This window comes from Pannonibacter phragmitetus DSM 14782, assembly GCF_000382365.1.
GTDB classification, from domain to species: domain Bacteria; phylum Pseudomonadota; class Alphaproteobacteria; order Rhizobiales; family Stappiaceae; genus Pannonibacter; species Pannonibacter phragmitetus.
The window spans coordinates 291,299-313,347 of the sequence record NZ_KB908218.1 but is presented as its reverse complement, the minus strand read 5'-3'; the positions used below and the strand labels follow the sequence as shown (position 1 = coordinate 313,347).

Here is a 22,049-nt window from a genome sequence, read left to right as displayed (position 1 = left end):
TCGTCCCGCTGGAAACAGACATGACACACGGCACCACTCACACTGACGCGAAGGCCCCCGGCCTTCCACCCGAACCGGAACAGGGCGCAGCGCCTGAAGCCGGCCTTCTGGGCCGCCTGATCAACGGCTCCGGCCTCATCTTCGCAACAGGCATTGTTCTGGCAGCTGCCATTCTCCTGCTTGAAGTCTTCCTGCGCTATCTGCTCAACAGCCCCACCATCTGGGCGCATGAGGCAACGGTCTTCCTGTGCGGCATCGCCTTCGTCTTCGGCGGCCTCTATTGCACAAGCCGCAACACCCATATCCGCGTTGTGCTGATCTACGACCTCCTGTCCCCGCGCCTGCGCCGGGCGGCGGATGTGCTCATTTCCCTCGCCTGTGCGATTGCCAGCGGCTTCTTCGCCTATGCCTCCTGGCACATGGTGCAGCGCGCCGTGCTGGCCCCCTCCGGCGAGATCCGGCTGGAGACCACCGGCAGCGCCTGGAGCCCGCCGACCCCGGCCTTGATCAAGGTCTTCATCCTGGTGGTGATGATCGCTCTGGTGCTGCAGTTCCTGGTGCTGGCCGTCAACCATGCCCGCCGCAGCGTGAAGGACTGAGCCATGACAGATCTTCTGGATTTCAGCTTCAACCTGCAGGCCCTCGGCATCGGCTGGGGCACACTGGCCATGTTCATCATGATGGTCGTGCTGCTGCTGACCGGCATGCCTCTGGCCTTCGTGACGCTGCTTGTGGCGCTCATCTTCGCGCTCGGCTGGTTTGGCCCCATGTCGATCCCGCTCATCACCAGCCGCGTCTATTCCTTCGTGATGAACTTCGTGTTCGTTTCGGTGCCGATGTTCGTGCTGATGGCCGCCATTCTCGACCGCTCCGGCATTGCCCGGGACCTGTTCGATGCAATGAAGCTGTTTGCCGGGCGCATTCGCGGCGGCGTTGCGGTGCAGACCGTGTTCGTCTCGGTGATTCTCGCCGCCATGAGCGGCATCATCGGCGGCGAAATCGTGCTGCTGGGCATGATCGCCCTGCCCCAGATGCTGCGGCAGGGTTATGACCGCAATCTGGCCATCGGCGTGGTCTGTGCAGGCGGCTCGCTCGGCACCATGATCCCGCCGTCAATCGTGCTGATCATCTATGGCCTGACCGCCAACGTCTCCATCGGCGAGCTGTTCACCGCGGCCTTCCTGCCGGGCTTCATGCTGGCCATGTTCTATGTCGCCTACATCCTGGCCCGGGCCTATTTCACGCCCCATGTTGTGCCGCAGGTCGATCCGGAGCCAATACCGGCGGCGGAGAAGCTGCGGCTGCTGAAGGGGCTGGCGCTGCCGGTGCTGGTCGTCTTCATCGTCCTGGGCTCGATCTATGGCGGCATCGCCTCCGTGACCGAAGCTTCAGCCATCGGCGTCGGCGGCGTGCTCCTGTCCACGATCCTGCGCGGCGAGTTCTCGTTCAAGCTGCTGCGTGATGCGGCGATGCAGACCCTGTCCACGGTCGGCATGATCGTCTGGATCGGCATCGGTGCCACGGCCATTGTCGGCGTCTACAATCTGATGGGCGGGGTGAACTTCGTCTCGGGCATGATCACCGGCATCTCGGACAATCCCACCGTCATCGTTCTGGTGATGATGGCAATCCTGTTCGTCCTCGGCGCCTTCCTCGACTGGGTCGGCATTGCCCTGCTGACGATGCCGATCTTCGTGCCGATCATCAAGTCGCTCGGCCTTGATCCGGTGTGGTTCGGCGTCCTGTTCTGCATGAACATGCAGATCTCGTTCCTGTCGCCGCCCTTTGGTCCCGCAGCCTTCTATCTGAAGTCCGTGGCACCTCCCGGCATCACGCTGGGCATCATCTTCCGGGCGCTGCTGCCGTTCATCGCCCTGCAGATGCTGGCTGTCGGTCTGCTGGTCGCCTTCCCCGGCATCACCGGACGCTGAGAACCACCCGATGCTGCGGCAGGCCCACCCCCGCCGCGGAGACAAGAACGCCGCCCCTGCCTTCCGGCAGCGGGCGGCGTTCTTGTAATCAAAACACGGGAATCAGCTGCCGCCCGCCAGAACCCGTTCCAGCTGCGGCAGGAACACGCGCTCGTAGCTTTCGGGCGAAAGCGGGCCGATGAACTTGTAGCGGATCACGCCCTTGCCATCGACCACATAGGTCTCCGGCACGCCATAGACGCCCCATTCGATGGCCGCGCGGCCACCGGCATCGGCGCCCACCTTGTCGTAAGGGTTGCCGAGCGTGCCGAGGAAGCGGCGGGCGTTTTCGGGCTGATCCTTGTAGTTTATCCCGTACATCCGGAACCGGCCGTCCTTCGCCATTTCCTCCAGCACCGGATGCTCCTGACGGCAGGGCACGCACCAGGAGGCGAAGACATTGACCACGGACACGCCGCCATCCAGATCAGCCGCCGCGATGCCGGGTACAGGCACGCCCTTGTCCATCAGCCCCTCCACCGCAGGAAGCTCCATGCGGGGGGCCGGCTTGTTGAGCAGGGCCGAAGGCAGTTCGGACGGGTCGCGCCCGAAGAACATCTGGAACATGAACAGCACCGCCAGCGCGGCGAAGATCACCAGCGGCAGCAGTGCGAAAACAGGAATGCGGCGGCGGGAACCCGCATCCGGCTTGGCAGCGGAAGACTGGTCCGGCGCGCTCATTGGCCTTGCGTCCCTGCTGCCTTGCGCCGGCGCACACCTTGCGCTTCCAGCGTCTTCAGATCCGCATTGAGCCGCCGCCGGTCCAGCCACACCCAGGCGGTCAGGCCCAGCACGACGCCAAGGCAAATGACGAAAGAAGCAATGATGAAGCCCGCGTGGGGGCCCAGGTCGAAGGCAGCCATGCTCACCTCACTCCGCCGCGACAGGGGTTGCGGTGCTGGCGCCCGCCGGGCGCACGGCGGCAGCCCGCATGCGCAGCGCCCGCACCCGACGCCGCAGGATTTCGTTGATCATCGCATGGGCATGCAGCACCAGGAACAGCAGCGTGAAGGCTGCCGCCATCACCATCAGCGGCCACAGCAGGTCCGGGTGGATCGTCGGCCCGTCCATGCGGATGACGCTGGCCGGCTGATGGAGCGTGTTCCACCAGTCGACGGAGAATTTGATGATGGGCAGGTTGATGACCCCGGCCAGTGTCAGCACGGCCGCCGCCTTGCCCGCCCGGATCGGGTCATCCATCGTCCGCCACAGGGCCATGAGGCCCAGATACATGATGAAGAGCACCAGTACCGAGGTCAGACGCGCATCCCAGACCCAATAGGTGCCCCACATGGGCTTGCCCCAGAGCGAACCGGTGATCAGCGCCATGAAGGTGAAAGCAGCGCCCAGGGGGGCTGCCGCCTTTGCCGAGACATCAGCCAGCGGGTGCTTCCACACCAGCGTGCCAAGAGAAGACAGGGCCATGACCGAATAGCACATCATCGACAGCCAGGCGGCCGGTACGTGGATATACATGATCCGCACCGTATCGCCCTGCTGGTAATCCTCCGGCGCCACGAAGAAGGTCATGTAGAGCCCGATGGCAAACAGCAGCACACACAGGCCCGTTGCCCAGGGCAGGATGGCCCGGGCAAGGCTCATGAAACGGGTCGGGTTCGCCAGATCAACAAGTGCCATGGAATGGTTCTAATCCCTCTCACCCGCCGCTGCAATGCAAGGCCGCAGGTCCGCTCTCTATGCCTCAAGGGTTTTCGCATTGCCTTGCGCTGGGTCAAGCCCCCATCTGACCCCAATCACGAAACCGTCATGCCCTGATGGGTTCAATCCGCCGCAAAGCGCAGCGCCGCCGCTGCGGCCACCGGCCCGAGAACGGCGGAGAACAGCGTCAGCGCGCAGAGGATCAGAAACGGCGTCATGAAGGGCACGGGGTCATTCACGGCAGCGTCCGCCGCGCTCACGCCGAAGATCAGCACCGGGATCGTCAGCGGCACCACCAGCACCGCGAGCAGCAGACCGCCCCGGCGCAGCGACACGGTCAGCGCCGCGCCGATTGCCCCGATCAGCGTCAGAGCGGGAGTGCCCACCAGCAGCGTCAGCGTCACCGCCCCCATGGCCACCGGCCCGAGATTGAGGAAAACGGCCAGAACGGGCGCAGCCAGCACCAGCGGCAGGCCGGTCGCCACCCAATGGGCAAGGCACTTGCCCAGCACCACCAGTTCCAGCGGCTGGCCGGCCATCAGCATCAGATCGAGCGAGCCGTCGTCCCGGTCGGCCTGAAACAGCCGGTCGAGCCCCAGCAGCGCCGACAGCAGCGCACCGATCCAAAGGATGGCCGGGCCGATGCGGGACAGGAGATTGAGATCCGGCCCGACGCCAAAGGGAATGACCGTGACCACGGCCAGAAAGAACAGCACGCCGATCAGCGCCCCGCCGCCAACCCGGACGGCCAGGCGGAACTCGCGGGCAACAAGTGCGAGGAACCAGCCGTTCATGCCCCTTCTCCCTCGTCTGCGGTCTCGTCATCCTGCTCCTGCCCAAGCTCTGGCGCAGCCAGATGCAGCGCATCGGCGGGATGCAGCGCAAGCTCGGAATGGGTGGCGGTGATGATCTGCCCGCCTGCGGCCAGATGCGCGTTCATGAAACCGAGAAGCTGCGCTTCGGAGGCCTTGTCGAGGGCCGAGGTCGGCTCATCCATCAGCCAGATGGGGCGCGGCGTTACGAACAGGCGCGCCAGCGCCAGCCGCCGGGTCTGCCCCGCCGACAGATAGGCCGCAGGCAGGTCCGCCGTATGAACGATGCCAAGCCGGTCGAGAATTTCCAGCGGCTGCAGCACCTCACCGTCAAAGCCCTCCGGCCGGGCCGGGGCCATGAAACTGCGCCAGAACTCAAGGTTTTCCAGCACGCTCAGGGCGCGCTTCACTGCGCTTTCATGGCCGAAATAATGCGCGTGTTCGGCCAGGCTGCGCTCGCTGGCGCCGCCTTCCAGCGTCAGCTTGCCCTCGCTTACCGGCACAAGGCCCGCCAGCGTGCGCAGCAGTGTCGACTTGCCGACACCATTGGCCCCGGTGATGACCAGCGCCCGGCCCGCCTCAAGCTCAAAGCCCAGCCCGGCAAACACCCGGCGCCCGCCCCGGTCCACGGCAAGTTTGTCGGCAATCAGTTTCAGGGGACAGCTCCGCGCTTCATTCCGGTCCTTGTTAGGATGCCCCCCGGACGATGGCAAGCAGCTAGAACTGCGTAGAGGAGGGGCAGAGTTGCGCCTCACAACAGAACGGCCGCCCGTCCGGGTCAGATCCGATAGGATCCTCACCGAACGGGCGGCCGCTGAAAGTCAGGCCATCAGAGGTTCAGATGGCTCTGGCGGCTCAGAAGTGAACCGAGCGCGCCGTTGCCAGCTTTTCGACCGGCGGGGAGAACTTGGTCAGATCGATCCCTTCCACGGCCTGCTTGTACTCATCCACGTTGGGCGTGCGGCCCAGAACGGCGGCGAGCACCACCACAGGGGTGGAGGCGAGCAGGGATTCACCCTTCTTCTCGGTGCTGTCTTCCACCACGCGGCCCTGGAACAGGCGGGTGGAGGTGGCAAGAACCGTGTCGCCCTTCTCGGCCTTTTCCTGGTTGCCCATGCAGAGGTTGCAGCCCGGGCGCTCCAGATAGAGGATGTTTTCGTACTGGGTACGGGCCTTGTTCTTCGGCGCGCTGTCGTCGAATTCGAAGCCGGAGTACTTCTGCAGCACTTCCCAGTCGCCTTCGGCCTTCAGCTCGTCGATGATGTTGTAGGTCGGGGCTGCCACCACGAGCGGAGCCTTGAACTCGACGGTGCCATGCACCTTTTCGAGGTTCTTCAGCATCTGCGCGACGATCTTGATGTCGCCCTTGTGCACCATGCAGGAACCGACGAAGCCCAGATCGACCTTCTTCTCGCCGCCGTAATAGGACACGGGGCGGATGGCGTCGTGGGTGTAGCGCTTGGACACATCCGGGTTGTTGACATCCGGGTCGGCGATCATCGGCTCATCGATCTGGTCGAGATCGACGACGACTTCGGCGAAGTACTTGGCGTTCTCGTCCGGAGCCAGCGCCGGCTTCTCGCCGGAGCGGATTTCGGCGATGCGCTTGTCGGCCTTGGCGATCAGGCCCTTCAGAACCTGGGTGTCATTGTCCATGCCCTTGTCGATCATCACCTGGATGCGCGACTTGGCCAGTTCCAGCGAGCCGATCAGCGTCTCGTCATCGGAGATGCAGATGGAGGCCTTGGCCTTCATTTCTGCGGTCCAGTCGGTGAAGGTGAAGGCCTGGTCGGCCAGCAGCGTGCCGATATGCACTTCGATGACGCGGCCCTGGAAGACGTTGTCGCCGAACTGGCTCAGCATCTGGGCCTGGGTGGCATGCACCACATCGCGGAAATCGACGTGATCCTTCATGGAGCCCTTGAAGGTCACCTTGACGGAATCGGGGATCGGCATGGTGGCTTCGCCGGTGGCAAGAGCCAGCGCCACGGTGCCCGAGTCAGCGCCGAAGGCGACGCCCTTGGACATGCGGGTGTGGCTGTCGCCGCCGATGATGATGTCCCAGTCATCCACGGTGATGTCGTTCAGCACCTTGTGGATCACGTCCGTCATGGAGTGATAGACGCCCTTCGGGTCACGGCCGGTGATCAGGCCGAACTTGTGCATGAAGCTCATCAGTTTCGGGATGTTGGCCTGTGCCTTCAGATCCCAGACCGAAGCCGTGTGGCAGCCGGACTGATAGGCGCCATCCACCAGCGGCGAAATGACGGTGGCCGCCATCGCTTCCAGTTCCTGCGCGGTCATCAGGCCGGTGGTGTCCTGCGAGCCGACGATGTTGACGCGCACGCGCACGTCGGAACCGGCATGCAGCACCTTGCCCGGCGCAACGCCAACCGCATTGCGGTTGAAGATCTTCTCCACCGCCGTCAGGCCCTGGCCCGGATGGGAGACTTCCTTGGCCGGAGAGAACACCAGCGGCGCTTCAACGCCCAGCGTCTGCGCCGCAAAGGTCTGCAGCTTCTTGCCGAAGACGATGGCATAGGAGCCACCGGCACGCATGGATTCCATCTTCTGCGGACGGAAGGACGCGGACAGATCGGCCAGCTCTTCCTTGCCGTCCTCGCTGTAGAGCTTCTTGGACTTGCTGTTGATCTTCAGCACGGTGCCGGTGTCGACCGAGTACTTCTGCACCAGAATCGGGTTGCCGGCGTTGTCGATGACCGGCTTGCCCTCGTCATCCAGCTTCTTGACCCAGTTCTTCAGGTCGACGCCGATGCCGCCCGTCACGTCGACGGTGGTCAGGAAGATCGGCGAGATGCCGTTGGTGCCGGCCACGATCGGGGCAATGTTGACGAAGGGAACGTAGGGGCTCGCCTGCTTGCCGGTCCACAGCGCCACGTTGTTGACGCCCGACATGCGCGAGGAGCCGACGCCCATCGTGCCCTTTTCGGCGATCATCATGACGCGCTTGTCCGGATGCTGCGCCTGCAGGGCGCGGATCTCGGCCTGGGCGGCTTCGGAGATCATGCACTTGCCATGCAGCTCGCGGTCCGAGCGCGAATGCGCCTGATTGCCCGGCGACAGCAGGTCGGTGGAGATATCGCCTTCCGCAGCGATATAGGTGACGACCTTGATCTCTTCCTCGACCTCGGGAAGCTTGGTGAAGAACTCGGCCTTGACGTAGCTCTCCAGAATGTCCCGGGCGACCGGATTGCCGGCCTCGAAGGCGGCCTTCAGACGGTCGGTGTCGGCAGCATAGAGGAAGACCTGGGTCTTCAGCACTTCGGCAGCGTCACGGGCGATGGAGGCATCCTCGCCCAGCGCCAGATCCAGAAGCACGGCGATGGACGGGCCGCCCTTCATGTGGGACAGCAGCTCGAAGGCGAAGGCGCGGGAAATTTCCGGCACCACCTCGGTTCCCAGGACGATTTCCTTCAGGAAACGGGACTTTTCGCCAGCAGCGCTCGTCGTGCCGGGAATGGTGTTGTAGATGAAGAACTGCAGCGAATCGGCGCGATGCGCACTGCCCGTGTCCTTGATATTGGCAATCACCTCGGCGAGGAGCGCGGCATCCTCGATCGGCTTGGGGTGAAGGCCCTGACCCTTGCGGGCTTCGATCTCGGCGAGATAGTCGGTGTAAAGGCTCATGGTGATCCCGGAATCCCTTGTTGGTCAGTGCCAACCTCCGGATCGCGGTCACTTCTGGCGGGCCGGGGCAAGCGGGCTGAGTGTTATTTTTCAGCGCGGTATACAATAGTATGCAATGTCATTCAAGCGCTTTCGATCACCCATAAACTGAATGCGGGCCTTTGTCCTTGACCCCTGTTGCCCTTTGAAAAATAAACCCAATATTTGATGTCAAAGCCTTTCACTGCGAGGCGTCCCGAAGGCCGGCCCAAAAGGTTGAAATAGCACCCGGAGACGGGTTCCAGTTGCAGATGCTGCGGGCATGACTCGCCGCAAAAGCCAAAACCGGCTATAGGGGCAGCATACAGCGGCCTCCGGCCTGCCCGCCTGCGGGCAGCGGCGGGGACTGTGCGGCACCAAAGGCGAGGCCCGGCAAGAGGCCAGTCAGATCCGGCAGCGGCCGGGACCAGAGATCTTTAATCCTCCGGGCAGGCACCATCCCGCCGCCGTGCCCGGTCTTGAGAGGAGAGTGCTCGACGTGACCCAATCCCTCGACAGCTTCAAGTCCAGGAAAACCCTTGAAGTCAACGGCCAGACCTACACCTATTTCTCCATTCCGGACGCCGAGAAGAACGGCCTTGAGGGCGTCTCCCGCCTGCCGAATTCGCTGAAGGTGGTGCTGGAAAACCTGCTGCGCTTTGAAGACAACCGCACGGTGACCGCTGATGACATCCGCGCGGTGGCGCAGTGGCTCGTCAGCCGCACCTCCGAACACGAAATCTCCTACCGCCCGGCCCGCGTGCTGATGCAGGACTTCACCGGCGTTCCGGCCGTGGTCGATCTTGCCGCCATGCGCGATGCGGCGGTGAAGCTCGGCGGTGATCCGAAGAAGATCAACCCGCTGGTGCCGGTGGATCTGGTCATCGACCACTCGGTGATGATCGACTATTTCGGCACGAAGGATGCCTTTGCCCGGAACGTGGAGCTGGAATACCAGCGCAACGGCGAGCGCTATGAATTCCTGCGCTGGGGCCAGTCCGCCTTCGACAATTTCCGCGCCGTGCCGCCCGGCACCGGCATCTGCCATCAGGTGAACCTCGAATATCTGGCCCAAACCGTCTGGATCAGGGAAGAGCACGGCGAAACCATCGCCTATCCGGACACGCTGGTGGGCACCGATTCCCACACAACCATGGTCAACGGCCTTGCGGTCCTCGGCTGGGGCGTCGGCGGCATCGAGGCGGAAGCGGCCATGCTCGGCCAGCCGATTTCCATGCTGATCCCGGAAGTCATCGGCTTCAAGCTGACCGGCAAGCTCAACGAAGGCATCACCGCGACAGACCTTGTGCTGCGCGTCACCGAGATGCTGCGCAAGAAGGGCGTGGTCGGCAAGTTCGTGGAATTCTACGGCCCCGGCCTCGACAACCTCAGCCTTGAGGATGCCGCCACCATCGCCAACATGGCTCCGGAATATGGCGCGACCTGCGGCTTCTTCCCCGTCGACCGCGAAACCCTTGGCTATCTGAAGGCCACCGGCCGCGATCCGCAGCGCGTTGCTCTTGTCGAGGCCTATTCGAAGGCACAGGGGATGTTCCGCGATGCGTCTTCGCCCGATCCGGTCTTCACCGATACGCTGGAGCTCGACATCTCCACCGTCGTGCCTGCCCTCTCCGGCCCCAAGCGCCCGCAGGACCGCATCAACCTCGATGCCGTCGCCGCAGGCTTTGCCAAGACCATGGCAGACGAGTTCAAGAAAGCGGACGAGCTGTCGAAGCGTGTGCCGGTCGAAGGCCGCAGCCATGACCTCGGCCATGGCGATGTGGTCATCGCCGCCATCACCTCCTGCACCAACACCTCGAACCCGAGCGTGCTGATCGGCGCGGGCCTCGTCGCCCGCAATGCCCGCAGGAAGGGCCTCAAGGTCAAGCCCTGGGTGAAGACCTCGCTGGCACCCGGCTCGCAGGTGGTGACGGATTACCTCCTCAAGGCCGGGCTCCAGGACGATCTCGACGCCCTCGGCTTCAATCTCGCCGGTTATGGCTGCACCACCTGCATCGGCAACTCCGGGCCGCTGGCGCCGGAACTGTCGAAGGCAATTTCGGACAATGACCTCGTCGTCAGCGCTGTCCTGTCGGGCAACCGCAACTTCGAGGGCCGTGTGAACCCGGATGTGCGCGCCAACTATCTGGCCTCGCCGCCGCTGGTCGTGGCCTATGCCATCGCGGGCAACATGAACGTCAATGTTGCCACGGACCCGCTGGGCGAGGACCAGAACGGCAAGCCGGTCTACCTCAAGGATATCTGGCCCTCGACGGAAGAGATCACCCGGCTCATCCGCTCCTCGATCGACGATGAGATGTTCCGCAAGCGCTATTCGGACGTGTTCAAGGGCGACGAGCACTGGCAGGCGATCAAGGTGGAAGGCGGCATGACCTACAAGTGGCCGGTCTCCTCCACCTACGTGGCCAATCCGCCCTATTTCGAGGGCATGACCATGGAGCCCAAGCCCCTGACGGACATAGAGGGTGCCGCCGTGATGGGCCTGTTCCTCGATTCCATCACCACCGACCACATCTCCCCGGCCGGTAACATCAAGGCCAGCAGCCCGGCAGGCACCTACCTGTCGGAGCATCAGGTTGCCGTTACCGACTTCAACTCCTACGGCGCGCGGCGGGGCAATCACCAGGTGATGATGCGCGGCACCTTCGCCAACATCCGCATCAAGAACCAGATGGTTCCGGGCGTGGAAGGTGGCGTCACCATGAAGGACGGCCAGCAGAAATGGATCTATGACGCCTGCATGGAATATCAGGAAGCCGGCATCCCGCTCGTGATCTTCGCGGGCAAGGAATACGGCACCGGCTCGTCGCGTGACTGGGCCGCCAAGGGCACCACGCTGCTCGGCGTGCGGGCCGTCATCGCCCAGTCCTTCGAGCGCATCCACCGCTCCAACCTTGTCGGCATGGGCGTCATTCCGCTGACCTTCAAGGAAGGCGAGAGCTGGCAGTCCCATGGCATCACCGGCAAGGAGCGGGTGACGATCAAGGGCATCGCAGACATCACTCCGCGCCAGATGATGAACGTGGAAGTGACCTACGAGGACGGCACGGTGAAGAACATCGAATGCCTGTGCCGGGTCGATACGCTGGACGAGCTGGAATACATCAAGGCCGGCGGCATCCTGCACTACGTCCTGCGCAACCTCGTGCGCAGCTGACCATCCTTTAAGCGCAAAACGGAAAGGGCCGCTCCACATGGGGCGGCCCTTATCTTTGCCCAGTCCCTCCATCGTCATACCGGACGCAGCGAAGCGGAGATCCGGTACCGGTGAGCCGAGGCCTACCGGTTCGAACGCAAACTTGGATGCGAACACCTTATGCGGTGAAAGGCTCACCCCGCCAGCCAAGCCAACTTGCTCCCCGGCTCACCGGTCCCGGCTCGCGCTTCGCTTGGCCGGGATGACGATGGAGAGGAATGGTACCACCCCCCTACCCCGCCATCTCCTCCAGCCGCAGCTTGTGCCGGGTTCGGGCGAGGTTGAGGGTCTGGTAGAGCTGCGAGGGAGAAATGGGTTTGGGCAGTACGTCGTCAAACCCGGCCTGCCGCAGCTTGCGGTCGCCTACTGATTCCAGGGCGGCCGTCACCGCAATCAGCGGCAGACGCGCACCATCCGGCCCGAGGCGCAGGGCGGCGGCGGTTTCGATGCCGTCCATGCCGGGCATGTGCAGATCCAGCAGCACCCCGTCATAGGCGGTTGCTGCCGCCATGTTCACGGCCTGCTGGCCGGTGCCGGCCGCATCACTGGTCATGGCAAAGGATTCCAGCAAGGCTGCGAGCAGACGCCGGTTGGTTTCGTTGTCATCGACGATCAGCACATGCGGCCCCGGCTGGGCAGTGCCGCCATCCGGAGCCCCGCTCCCGCCCGGCAGCGGCAGATGCACGGAGAAACGGCAGCCACCGCCCGGCGCATCGTCCAGATCCAGCCGCCCGCCAGCGGCCTTCACCACCTCTGCAGCCCCCCACAGGCCAAGGCCCGAACTGCTGCCATCGCCGGCACGGCCGGCCGTCCCGCGCGTGAAAGGGCGGAACAGGCGGCGGCGCTCCATCACACCGATCCCCGGCCCCGTGTCGGTGATCTCCAGCAAAAGGGTACCCGCCTCCTCGCGCAGCACCGCCCGCACCTGCCCGCGCGGGGTGTAGCGGATGGCATTGTCGAGGAGCACGGTTGCCGCTCGGCGCAGGGCCATCTGCAGCTCCGGCGGACAGAAAAGCGGCGCCTCCGGCACACTGACGGCAAGAGGCAGGCCTTTGGCCTTGGCCAGAGGCTCGAACAGACCGGCGATTTCCAGCACCATCCGCCCGGCATCTGCACCTTCAGGCTCGGCCCGCACAGCCTTTGGCAAAGGCGTAAGGCCTGCGGCGGCGCGGCCCTCGTTCAGCACGGCGCCGGTCATGTCTGCGAGGCCATCGATGGCGGCAATGAGCGTTGCCAGGCGCACCTGCTGCAGGGGGCTCAGCGGTTCCATGCCGATCAGCTCCGCCGTCAACCGCATGGCATTGAGCGGCGTGCGCAGGTCATGGGCCATCAGGGCGAGCCGCTGGCTCTCGGGACTGCCCTTCTCCTTACCCGTCATGCTGTTCCCCTGCTGCCAGCGTCATAAGGGCTTCCGGTTGACCGGCAAGCCTTGCCTCTTCTACAGTTGTGCCCGTGATGCGGCTGCGCCGCCCGCCTGAATCGCGCGGCTTCATCCCATTGTGTCACGGTGCCCTGGCCTGGTCCATGTGCCGTGCACCCTCCGTCCTGCCTTGTCCGCAGCCCTCTGCTGCGCGCCCCTCTGAAATCCATCCCGGATGCATTCTGGAACCCGCCATGTTCGAGCAGATCCTGACCATCGTTGTCCCCGTTTTCGTGCTTGTCGGGCTCGGCTATCTGGCAGCACGCACCGGCCTGCTGTCCCAATCCGTGGGCGAAGGGCTCGGCCAGTTCGTCTTCGTGGTGGCGATCCCCTCGCTCATCTTCAAGACGCTGGCAACGGTCTCGATGGATCACGGCTTTCCCTGGGCGCTGTGGGCCGCCTATTTCAGCGGCGTTGCCCTCACCTGGGCCATCGCCACGCTGATCGTGCGCAAGATTTTCGCCCGTGATTCGCGCGCCGGCGTGATTGCCGGCGTTTCCGCCGCCTTTGCCAACACCGTCATGGTCGGCATTCCGCTCGTGTCTTCCGTGCTGGGCCCGGATGGCCTGCTGCCGCTGGTGCTGCTGATTTCCGTGCATCTGCCGGTGATGACCATCGTCATTGCCGTGCTGATGGAGCGGGCGGCCGCCGCCGATGGCGCAGGCGGGTCCCAGTCGCTCCCGGCTCTTCTCAAGAAGATCCTGGCCAGCCTGATGACGAACCCGATCGTCATCGCCATCCTCGCCTCGCTGGTGTGGCGGGTGTTCTCCCTGCCGCTCACGGGCATCCCGGCGGATGTGATCAACCGGCTCTCCTCCACCGCCCTGCCCGTCGCCCTGTTCTCGCTGGGCATGAGCATGGTGCTCTATGGCATTCGCGGCAATCTGGGCGCAGGCATCATCCTCAGCGTGCTGAAGGTTCTGGTGATGCCTGCCATCGTGCTGGTGCTCTGCGCCTATGTTTTTGCCCTGCCGCCGGTCTGGACGGCGGCCATGACGCTGACAGCCGCCTCTCCGACGGGCGTCAATGTCTACATCTTCGCCACCCGCTACGGCACGGGACACGCCATGTCGGCCAATTCCATTACCCTCACCACCGCCGCAGCCGTCGTCACCTGCGGGCTGTGGGTGCTGGCGCTGGACATGCTGGGGCTGATCTGACTTCAGATGCCGGTCCGGCGGCGCACATCTGCCACCGTCCACCCGGCAGCGCGCAATTCCCGCAGGGCCGTGTGCCCCTCCGATTTCGACAATTTGCGCCCGTCCGCCCCCAGGATCAGCCGGTGATGGTGATAGCGCGGCTCCGGCAGGCCAAGCAGAACCTGCAGCAGCCGGTGCACGGCAGTGGCGTGGAACAGATCCTGCCCCCGCACCACATGCGTCACCCCTTGCAGGGCATCATCCAGCGTGACGGAAAGGTGATAGCTCGTCGGCGTGTCCTTGCGGGCAAGGATGACATCGCCCCATGCAAGAGGATCAGCGGCTACATTGCCGGTACGCCCTGCCTGCCCCTCCTCCTCCCAGAACAGCGGCCCGGTCAAAAGGCTCACCGCCTTGCGCATGTCGAGCCGGAGGGCAAAGGGGGCACCGGATGCCCGGCGGCGGGCAATCTCCGCGTCATCCAGCAAGGCCGCATCGCCGGGATAGAGCGGCGCCCCGTCCGGATCCCGCGGCCAGGGTTTTCCTTGCGCTTCCGTCTGTGCCACGAAGCTGCGGATCTCGGCGCGGGTCAGATAGGCCTCATAGATCAGCCCCATCCCCTGCAGCCGGGCAAGAGCTGCGGCATATTCGCCGAAATGCTCGGACTGGCGGCGCGGCGGCTCGTCATGGGCAAAGCCGATCCAGCGGAGGTCCTCCAGCATCGCCGCTTCCAGCGCAGGTGTGCAGCGGGCCGTGTCGATATCCTCGATCCGCAGCAGCATCCGCCCGCCCGCAGCTTGCGCAAGCTGCCGGTTGAGCAGCGCCGACAGGGCGTGCCCCAGATGCAGATACCCGTTGGGGGAAGGCGCGAAGCGGAAAACGGCGGTCATGACGCGTTATGGCAGGGATGCCGAACCGGGAAAAGCCGGTCCGGGCAGATAGCCCGAACCGGCGTATTTCAGCTTAGCGCGCGATCTCCGCGAGCAGGCTTGCAGCGACCGAGAACTTGGAGACACTGATCGTGCCTTCCAGAATCTCGCCCACCGAGCGGGTGGTGCGGGCAACGATGGCCTCATGCCCGGCCAGCCAATGGGCAAAGCCACCGGCCCTCAGCGCTGCCGCCGTCAGCTGGCGGTGTGCATCGGAGAGCGTTGCCAGGGCCCGGTCGAGCGCCAGCCCGTCGTAATAATCCGCAACCACCAGATTCCGTGCCCGGATACCCATCTCGGCAATGCCGAAATGCGCTGCCACCACGAAGAAGGTCGAGGCAGCCGCATCCAGTTCCGCACCCGTGTCACCGGCGATGAGCACGATGTCCGGAATGGTTGCTTCCACCGGCAGCCAGGTGATGCGGCGGGCCAGCGGCTCCGGCACACCCTTGGCCACGTTCTCTTCCACTGCGGCAGCCAGAAGGGCGGCCTGTGCGGGCGTGACGGCCTTCTCAAGATGCGGCCGCATCGCGTCAATCCCGGCGCGGAAGCGCTCCACCACCGCCTCGATACCGTCCTTGAAGGAGACATGGCGGCGGAACCAGACCACCTGATCGAGGAACAGGTTCTGCACCTCGGCATAAAGATCGAGCTGCACCTTGCCGTCGAGCTTTGTGTCCAGCGCGTCGATTTCCTCGTTGAGCTCCGTCAGGCCGTAGCTGTTGCGCACGGCGACGAAGCCACGGGCAATTTCGGCGGCGCTGGCGCCGGTCTGGTCGGCGATGCGGGTGATGAAGGTCGGCCCGCAGCGGTTGACCATGGAGTTCGCCAGCATCGTGGCGATGATTTCCCGCCGCAGCCGGTGGCCCCGGATTTCCTCGGCATAGGCGCCGGCCATATGGTCCGGGAAGTAGCGGAAGAGTTCGCGCGCCAGATAATCGTCATCCGGCACGTCACTTTCCAGCAGCGCGTCATAGAGCGTGATCTTGGCATAGGCCAGCAGCACGCCAAGCTCGGCGCGGGTGAGGAACAGCCCGGCCTTTTCCAGCTCGGCCAGCGCCGCATCATCGGGCAGGAATTCCACCTGCCGGTCGAGATGGCCTGCCTGCTCCAGCTGGCGCATCATGCGGCCCTGGTAACCGAAGTCCTCCAGCCCGCGCTGCTCCGTCATGGAGATGGCGAGGGACTGCAGGTAGTTGTTGCGCAGCACCAGCTCCGCCACCTCGTCCGTCATCTGCGCCAGAAGCACGTTGCGGGCGGGAATGTCGAGCTTGCCCGACTGGACGGCCGCGCCCAGCGCGATCTTGATGTTCACTTCCATGTCCGACGAATTCACGCCGGCGGAATTGTCGATGGCATCCGAATTGGAACGTCCGCCATTACGGCCGAATTCGATACGGGCGCGCTGGGTCATGCCGAGGTTTGCGCCCTCGCCAATGACCTTGGCCCGGATCTCGCGCGCAGTGACGCGGATGGCATCGTTGGCCTTGTCGCCCGCATCCGCATCCGTTTCCGTGCTGGCACGGATATAGGTGCCGATGCCGCCGAACCACATCAGATCGACGTTGAGCTTCAGGATGGCGGTCATCACCTCCTGCGGCGTTGCCTTCGCCCGGGGAATACCAAGCAGCTGCTGCGCTTCCTCGCTGAGCGGGACCGACTTCAGCTGGCGGGAGAAGACACCGCCACCGGCGGAAATCAGGCTCTTGTCATAGTCTGCCCAGGATGAGCGGCCCATCTCGAACAGGCGCTTGCGCTCGGCAAAGCTCGAGGCCGCATCCGGCGTGGGATCAATGAAAATGTCGCGGTGGTCGAAGGCGGCCACCAGCCGGATTTCCTTCGACAGCAGCATGCCGTTGCCGAAGACGTCGCCCGACATGTCGCCCACACCGGCCACGGTGAAGGGCTCGCTCTGGATGTCGCGGTTCATTTCGCGGAAGTGGCGCTTCACCGCTTCCCAGGCGCCGCGTGCGGTGATGCCCATCTTCTTGTGGTCATAGCCGGCCGAACCGCCCGAGGCGAAGGCATCGCCCAGCCAGAAATCCCGGCTCGTCGAAATGCCGTTGGCCGTGTCGGAGAAGGTTGCAGTGCCCTTATCGGCGGCCACCACCAGATAGGGATCATCCTCATCGTGGCGCACCACTTCCAGCGGCGGCAGGATCTGGTCGCCCTTGAGGTTGTCGGTCACGTCCAGCAGCGAGCTGACGAAGATCTTGTAGGCTTCCGTGCCTTCGGCGAACACCGCCTCACGGTCACCGCCCACAGGCAGGCGCTTGGGCACGAAGCCGCCCTTGGAGCCCACCGGCACGATCACCGCATTCTTCACCTGCTGCGCCTTCACGAGGCCCAGCACTTCGGTGCGGAAATCCTGCGGCCGGTCGGACCAGCGCAGGCCGCCGCGCGCCACCTTGCCGAAGCGCAGATGCACGCCCTCGACACGGGGGCTGTAGACCGAGATCTCCCGGAAGGGCTTGGGCTGCGGCATGTCATCGATGCGGCGGGAATCGATCTTGAAGGCGAAGGTCGGCTTCGGCTTCCCATCCGCATCCAGCTGGAAGAAGTTGGTGCGCAGGATCGCGTCAATGACATTCTGGAAGCGCCGCAGGATGCGGTCATCGTCCAGGCTAACGACCGCATCGAACTCGGATGACAGCTCGTTCTCGATCCGCGCCGCATTGAGCGTACGGTCTGCCTCGCTGAGCGCCGGGTTGAAGCGCACGTGGAACAGCTCGACCAGCTTGGCGGCAATGGCCGGGTAGTTGTTGAGCGTGGTCCACATGTAGTCTTCGGAATAGCGGATGCCCACCTGGCGCAGGTATTTCGACAGGGCCCGCACCATGGCGATATCGCGCCAGCCGAGGCCGGCCGTCAGCACCAGTGCGTTGTAGCCGTCGCTTTCCGCCTGCCCCAGCCACACGGCCATGAACAGGGCTTCGAGGCGGCCCTTCAGGTCGGCCGAAAGCTCGATGCTGCCGCCCTTGGCCGCTTCCAGCGTCATTTCATGCAGGTAGCAGAAGGGCATGCCGGCCGGCGAGATGCGGTAGGTGCGCTCGTTGATGACCTTGAAGCCCATGTTCTCCAGCAGCGGCACGCGGGCCGACAGCGGGATCGGAGCTTCCAGATGGAACACCTTCAGCGACAGGCGCGTATCCGGCGCGCCGGAGCTGCGGAAGAAGGTGATCGTCGCCTGGCGGTCCTCCGACAGGCTTTCGATCTTCTGCACGTCCGCCAGCGCGTTTTCGGCGTTGTAGACTTCCTTGTAGCCGCCATGGAAGGCAAGCGCATAGCGGTCCGACAGGCGCTCGGCCACTTCCGGGCTGAAGTTCTCCTTGAAGGCATCCATCAGCCCGTCCGGCCAGGTGCGGATGATGGAGGCAACGGCCTTTTCCAGCTCGTCCTGCGCCACGGCAGGCGTCTTGCCGCCGGAACGGCCAATGATGAAATGCACCCGCGCCAGAGGCCCCTCCGGATAGGTCACATACCAGGCAGACAGGTGCCCGTCGAAGACATGGGCAAAATAGGTGCCGATGTTGAGGCGCACTTCCGTGGTGTAGCGGTCACGCGGCACGTAGCACAGGATCGAGACGTAACGGTCGAACTTCTCCGGCCGGGCCAGCACGCGGATGCGCGGGCGCTCATCCAGCTGCAGGATCGCCATGGCGAAGTCGTAGAGCGTTTCGTGATCGATCTGGAACAGCTCGTCCCGAGGGAAGGTTTCCATCACGTTGGTGAGGGCACGGCCCGAGTGGCTGTCGGAATCAAACCCGGCCTTGGCAAGCACGTTGCTTACCTTGCGCCGCAGGAAGGGGATCGTGCCCGTCGGCTCGTTATAGGCTGTGGAGGCAAACAGGCCGACGATGCGCAGCTCGCCGGTCATCTTGCCGGAGGCGTCAAACATCTTGGTGCCGACGTAGTCCATGTAGACGCGCCGGTGCACGCGGCTCTTCACATTGGCCTTGGCGATGATCAGCGGGTCCGGGCGCATCAGGAACTCGCGGATCTCCGGGGTGATCTGCACGAACTCACCGCCCCTTCGCAGAACGCGCATGTCCGGATCAGCCAGAAGGCCAAGACCGGTGCTGTCCACCGGCGTCAGCTCGCCTTCGCCGGCGCCGCCGTCAAAGGTATATTCGCGCATGCCGAGGAAGATGAAATTGTCATCGGCCATCCATTCAAGGAACTGGATCGCTTCCCACAGCTCGTTGCTGGAGCCGTCGGCCTGCGCGGTCTTGTAGGTGTTCACCGCCTTGGTCAGGCGCTTGCGCATGGCCTTCCAGTCGGCAACAGCGGCACGCACGTCATCCATGATGCGTGTCAGGCGCTGCTCCAGCCCGGCGCGGGCTTCTTCACTCGCGATGCGGCTGACGTGGATATGGATCACGCTTTCCTGATGGTCCTCCCGTGCCGCGCCGCCCTTGTGGCCGCTGAAAGACACGAGTTCGCCCTGCGCGCCGCGCTCCACGTTGTAGATCGGGTGCAGCACCAGATGGACGGTCAGCTTGCTGTCATGCAGCTCGGCCATGACCGAATCCACCAGGAAAGGCATGTTGTCATTGACCAGTTCAATGACCGTCACCTCACCGGCCATCTTGCCCTTGGTCTTGAAGGACGGGTTCGTCACGCTGATGCGGCTGGTGCCCCTCGGGTGCGCGCTGAAGTCCTGGAATGCGGCACGCGCGAAAGCGGCCAGCTCGTCCGCCGAGTAGGCGACAAGATCTTCTGCAGCACCCTGCTGGTAAAGTTCAGCCGCAAAATCCGCGAGGCCGGCCCCTGCCGTCTCCGCCTTTGACGTCAGAATTTTGCTCACCTCTTCAATGAGCTTTGCCTTCTGGATTTCCCGTGCTTGCGCCATCTCTGTCCTCCTGACCCGCGAATCAGCGGCGGCATGCTAGGCTGCCAATGCCGCTTAAAAAATGGCATTCGGGAGGATTCACTAAAATGACGAACAAAGATGTAATGGCGCTAAATTTGCCGGTCGAAGGCGAGTTGAGTGAAGCGACGCAGGGATACTTTGCAAAGTGTGAGGAAAAAATAGGATTTATTCCAAATGTGCTGCGCGCCTACGCCTTCAACGACACAAAATTGCGCGCCTTCACCGACATGTATAACGATCTGATGCTGGGCCCCTCAAGCCTCTCCAAGCTGGAGCGGGAGATGATCGCCGTGGCCGTGTCGAGCGTGAACCGCTGCTTCTATTGCCTCGCTGCGCATGGCGCAGCCGTCCGCCAGCTGTCCGGCGATCCGGTGCTCGGCGACATGCTGGTGATGAATTACCGGGTGGCGGATCTGACGGCAAAGCAGCGGGCCATGCTGGACTTCGCCGTACTCTTGACCGAACGCCCCGCCGAAGTGGTGGAAGCCGACCGGCAGGCGCTGCGTGATGCGGGCTTTACCGGCCGGGACATCTGGGACATTGCCGCCCTTGCGGCCTTCTACAACATGTCCAACCGCATGGCCGCAGCCACCGAGATGCGGCCGAATGATGAGTATCACTCAATGGCCCGTTGAGAACGCCGACAGCGGCCAGGCCCCGCTTGCCCGTGACAGGCTGGCGGAATGTGTGTAAAACCCGCTCCATTCTTCTGTCCTTGCAAATGAGGGAGCGGGCGCAATGGTGGCGCGGATTTTCATTGATGGCGAAGCCGGCACGACGGGTCTGCAGATCCGCGAGCGTCTCGCCGTGCGCCGCGACATCGAGCTGCTGTCCATCGCCCCTGAACAGCGCAAGGACATGTCCGCCCGCGCAGACATGCTGAACAGCGCCGATGTGGCCATCCTCTGCCTGCCCGACGATGCGGCGAAGGAAAGCGTGTCGCTGATCACCAACGGCACCACCCGCGTCATCGACGCCTCCACCGCCTATCGCGTGGCGGACGGCTGGACCTATGGCTTTGCCGAGATGGACAAGGGCCAGAGCGCGGCGATTGCCGCCGCCCGCTTTGTCTCCAATCCCGGCTGCTGGCCGCAGGGCGTCATTGCCGCGCTGCGCCCGCTGGTGGCCGCAGGGCTCGTTCCGGCGGATTTCCCCGTCACGGTCAACGGCATCTCCGGCTATTCCGGTGGCGGCAAGTCGATGATTGCCGACTATGAGGCACAGGGCGATGCGGCCAACGTGTTCCTGCCCTATGGGCTGGCGCTTGGCCACAAGCACCTGCCGGAGATGAAGACCTATTCGGGTCTTACCGATGCGCCGCTGTTCGTTCCGGCGGTCGGCAACTACTACAAGGGCATGATCACCAGCGTGCCGCTCAATCTGGCACGCCTGCCGAAAGTGCCCACGGGCGCTGAGCTGCATGCCGCGATTGCGGATCACTTTGGCGGCGAGGCAAAGGGCTTTGTCGAAGTCTCGCCGCTGTCGCCGCTCGACCGGGCATCGGAGCTGAACCCGCAGGCCCTCAACGGCACCAACATGATGCGCGTCTATGTCTTCGCCAATGACGCCCGCGCGCAGGCCGTGGTCATCGCCGTCTATGACAATCTGGGCAAGGGCGCCTCGGGCGCTGCCGTCCAGAACCTCAACATCATGCTGGGCGCAGACCCGGCAGAAAGCCTTGCCGCCTGAGCGCGGCAAGGCACAAGAACAACAACATATTCAGAGAGCCTTTGGAGAGACCGCCTTGCAGAAGTTCACCTCCCTCACCGGTGTTGCGGCGCCCCTGCCGATCATCAACATCGACACCGACATGATCATCCCGAAGCAGTATCTGAAGACGATCAAGCGCACCGGCCTCGGCACCGCGCTGTTCTCGGAGCTGCGCTACAACGAGGATGGCTCGGACAACGCCGAATTCGTGCTGAACAAGCCGGCTTACAAGGGCGCGACGATCCTTGTGGCGGGCGACAACTTCGGCTGCGGCTCCTCGCGTGAGCATGCCCCCTGGGCCCTGCTGGATTTCGGCATCCGCTGCGTGATCTCCACCAGCTTTGCCGACATCTTCTACAACAACTGCTTCAAGAACGGCATCCTGCCGGTCGTCGTCACCCGCGAAGAGCTGGACAAGCTGCTGGACGACGCCTCGCGCGGCGCCAACTCCACCCTGACGGTGGATCTGGATGCGCAGGAAATCCGGGGCCCGGATGGCGGTGTGATCTCCTTCGAGATCGACCCCTTCCGCAAGCACTGCCTGATGAACGGCCTCGACGACATCGGCCTGACCATGGAAAAGGCACCGTCGATCGACCGTTTCGAAGGCGCCACCTCCGAAAGCCGCCCCTGGGCGTGATAGCGCCGGGCTGG

The 22,049-nt window shown here is 64.0% G+C and carries 16 protein-coding genes; 7 read left to right on the top strand and 9 right to left on the bottom strand.

Translation table 11 applies throughout. The annotated features are described in order from the left end of the window. The first annotated feature begins 20 nt into the window (after window positions 1-20). Window positions 21-599 carry a TRAP transporter small permease subunit gene (locus tag H163_RS0109910; protein WP_019964423.1) on the top strand — a complete coding sequence of 193 codons (579 nt, stop codon included), beginning with the start codon at window positions 21-23 and terminating at the stop codon, window positions 597-599. 3 nt (window positions 600-602) lie between these two features. Further along, the gene (locus H163_RS0109905; RefSeq protein ID WP_019964422.1) at window positions 603-1,931 is read left to right on the top strand and encodes a TRAP transporter large permease; all 1,329 of its coding nucleotides are present in this window, start codon (window positions 603-605) and stop codon (window positions 1,929-1,931) included. A gap of 102 nt (window positions 1,932-2,033) precedes the next feature. Here the strand turns inward: H163_RS0109905 and H163_RS0109900 are convergent, their stop codons facing one another. The 6 genes from H163_RS0109900 to H163_RS0109875 form a co-directional block, all read right to left on the bottom strand. Then, window positions 2,034-2,651: a DsbE family thiol:disulfide interchange protein gene (locus tag H163_RS0109900; RefSeq protein ID WP_019964421.1), complete on the bottom strand. Its 618-nt coding sequence runs from the start codon at window positions 2,649-2,651 to the stop codon at window positions 2,034-2,036. Next, window positions 2,648-2,833 carry a heme exporter protein CcmD gene (gene ccmD / locus H163_RS0109895; RefSeq protein ID WP_019964420.1) on the bottom strand — a complete coding sequence of 62 codons (186 nt, stop codon included), beginning with the start codon at window positions 2,831-2,833 and terminating at the stop codon, window positions 2,648-2,650. The genes H163_RS0109900 and ccmD overlap by 4 nt, the downstream gene beginning before the upstream one ends. A 7-nt stretch (window positions 2,834-2,840) precedes the next feature. Continuing rightward, window positions 2,841-3,608 (bottom strand): heme ABC transporter permease, encoded by a 768-nt coding sequence (locus H163_RS0109890; RefSeq protein ID WP_019964419.1) that lies wholly within the window; start codon window positions 3,606-3,608, stop codon window positions 2,841-2,843. A gap of 143 nt (window positions 3,609-3,751) precedes the next feature. Continuing rightward, entirely contained in the window at window positions 3,752-4,423 is a 672-nt protein-coding gene (gene ccmB, locus H163_RS0109885) for a heme exporter protein CcmB (protein ID WP_019964418.1), read from the bottom strand. Beyond that, window positions 4,420-5,097: a heme ABC exporter ATP-binding protein CcmA gene (ccmA, locus tag H163_RS22595; protein WP_051105361.1), complete on the bottom strand. Its 678-nt coding sequence runs from the start codon at window positions 5,095-5,097 to the stop codon at window positions 4,420-4,422. The genes ccmB and ccmA overlap by 4 nt, the downstream gene beginning before the upstream one ends. A 199-nt stretch (window positions 5,098-5,296) precedes the next feature. Next, window positions 5,297-8,089, bottom strand: a complete 2,793-nt coding sequence (locus H163_RS0109875; RefSeq protein ID WP_019964416.1) for a bifunctional aconitate hydratase 2/2-methylisocitrate dehydratase — start codon at window positions 8,087-8,089, stop codon at window positions 5,297-5,299. A 517-nt stretch (window positions 8,090-8,606) separates the two neighbouring features. Here H163_RS0109875 and acnA point away from each other — a divergent pair. Next, window positions 8,607-11,285, top strand: coding sequence for an aconitate hydratase AcnA (gene acnA / locus H163_RS0109870; protein WP_026355685.1), 2,679 nt, complete (start codon window positions 8,607-8,609; stop codon window positions 11,283-11,285). A gap of 271 nt (window positions 11,286-11,556) precedes the next feature. Here acnA and H163_RS22590 read toward each other — a convergent pair whose 3' ends face one another. Further along, window positions 11,557-12,702 (bottom strand): hybrid sensor histidine kinase/response regulator, encoded by a 1,146-nt coding sequence (locus H163_RS22590; protein ID WP_019964414.1) that lies wholly within the window; start codon window positions 12,700-12,702, stop codon window positions 11,557-11,559. A gap of 236 nt (window positions 12,703-12,938) precedes the next feature. Between H163_RS22590 and H163_RS0109860 the strand changes: the two genes are divergently transcribed. Beyond that, on the top strand, window positions 12,939-13,904 hold the full coding sequence (locus H163_RS0109860; protein ID WP_019964413.1) for an AEC family transporter: 966 nt from the start codon (window positions 12,939-12,941) through the stop codon (window positions 13,902-13,904). A 2-nt stretch (window positions 13,905-13,906) separates the two neighbouring features. On the opposite strand, the gene gluQRS is transcribed toward H163_RS0109860, so the two are convergent. Beyond that, window positions 13,907-14,773, bottom strand: a complete 867-nt coding sequence (gluQRS, locus tag H163_RS0109855; protein ID WP_019964412.1) for a tRNA glutamyl-Q(34) synthetase GluQRS — start codon at window positions 14,771-14,773, stop codon at window positions 13,907-13,909. 73 nt (window positions 14,774-14,846) lie between these two features. Next, on the bottom strand, window positions 14,847-19,664 hold the full coding sequence (locus H163_RS0109850) for an NAD-glutamate dehydrogenase (RefSeq protein WP_019964411.1): 4,818 nt from the start codon (window positions 19,662-19,664) through the stop codon (window positions 14,847-14,849). Between the two features lie 86 nt (window positions 19,665-19,750). Here H163_RS0109850 and H163_RS0109845 point away from each other — a divergent pair, with 86 nt between their 5' ends. The 3 genes from H163_RS0109845 to leuD all read left to right on the top strand — a co-directional run bounded on the left by H163_RS0109845 (window position 19,751) and on the right by leuD (window position 22,035). Further along, entirely contained in the window at window positions 19,751-20,320 is a 570-nt protein-coding gene (locus H163_RS0109845) for a peroxidase-related enzyme (RefSeq protein WP_026355684.1), read from the top strand. Window positions 20,321-20,423: 103 nt separating this feature from the next. Continuing rightward, complete coding sequence (gene argC / locus H163_RS0109840; protein WP_019964409.1) at window positions 20,424-21,374, top strand: N-acetyl-gamma-glutamyl-phosphate reductase; 951 nt, start codon at window positions 20,424-20,426, stop codon at window positions 21,372-21,374. Window positions 21,375-21,429: 55 nt separating this feature from the next. Beyond that, entirely contained in the window at window positions 21,430-22,035 is a 606-nt protein-coding gene (gene leuD / locus H163_RS0109835) for a 3-isopropylmalate dehydratase small subunit (protein ID WP_019964408.1), read from the top strand. Window positions 22,036-22,049: the final 14 nt, after the last annotated feature.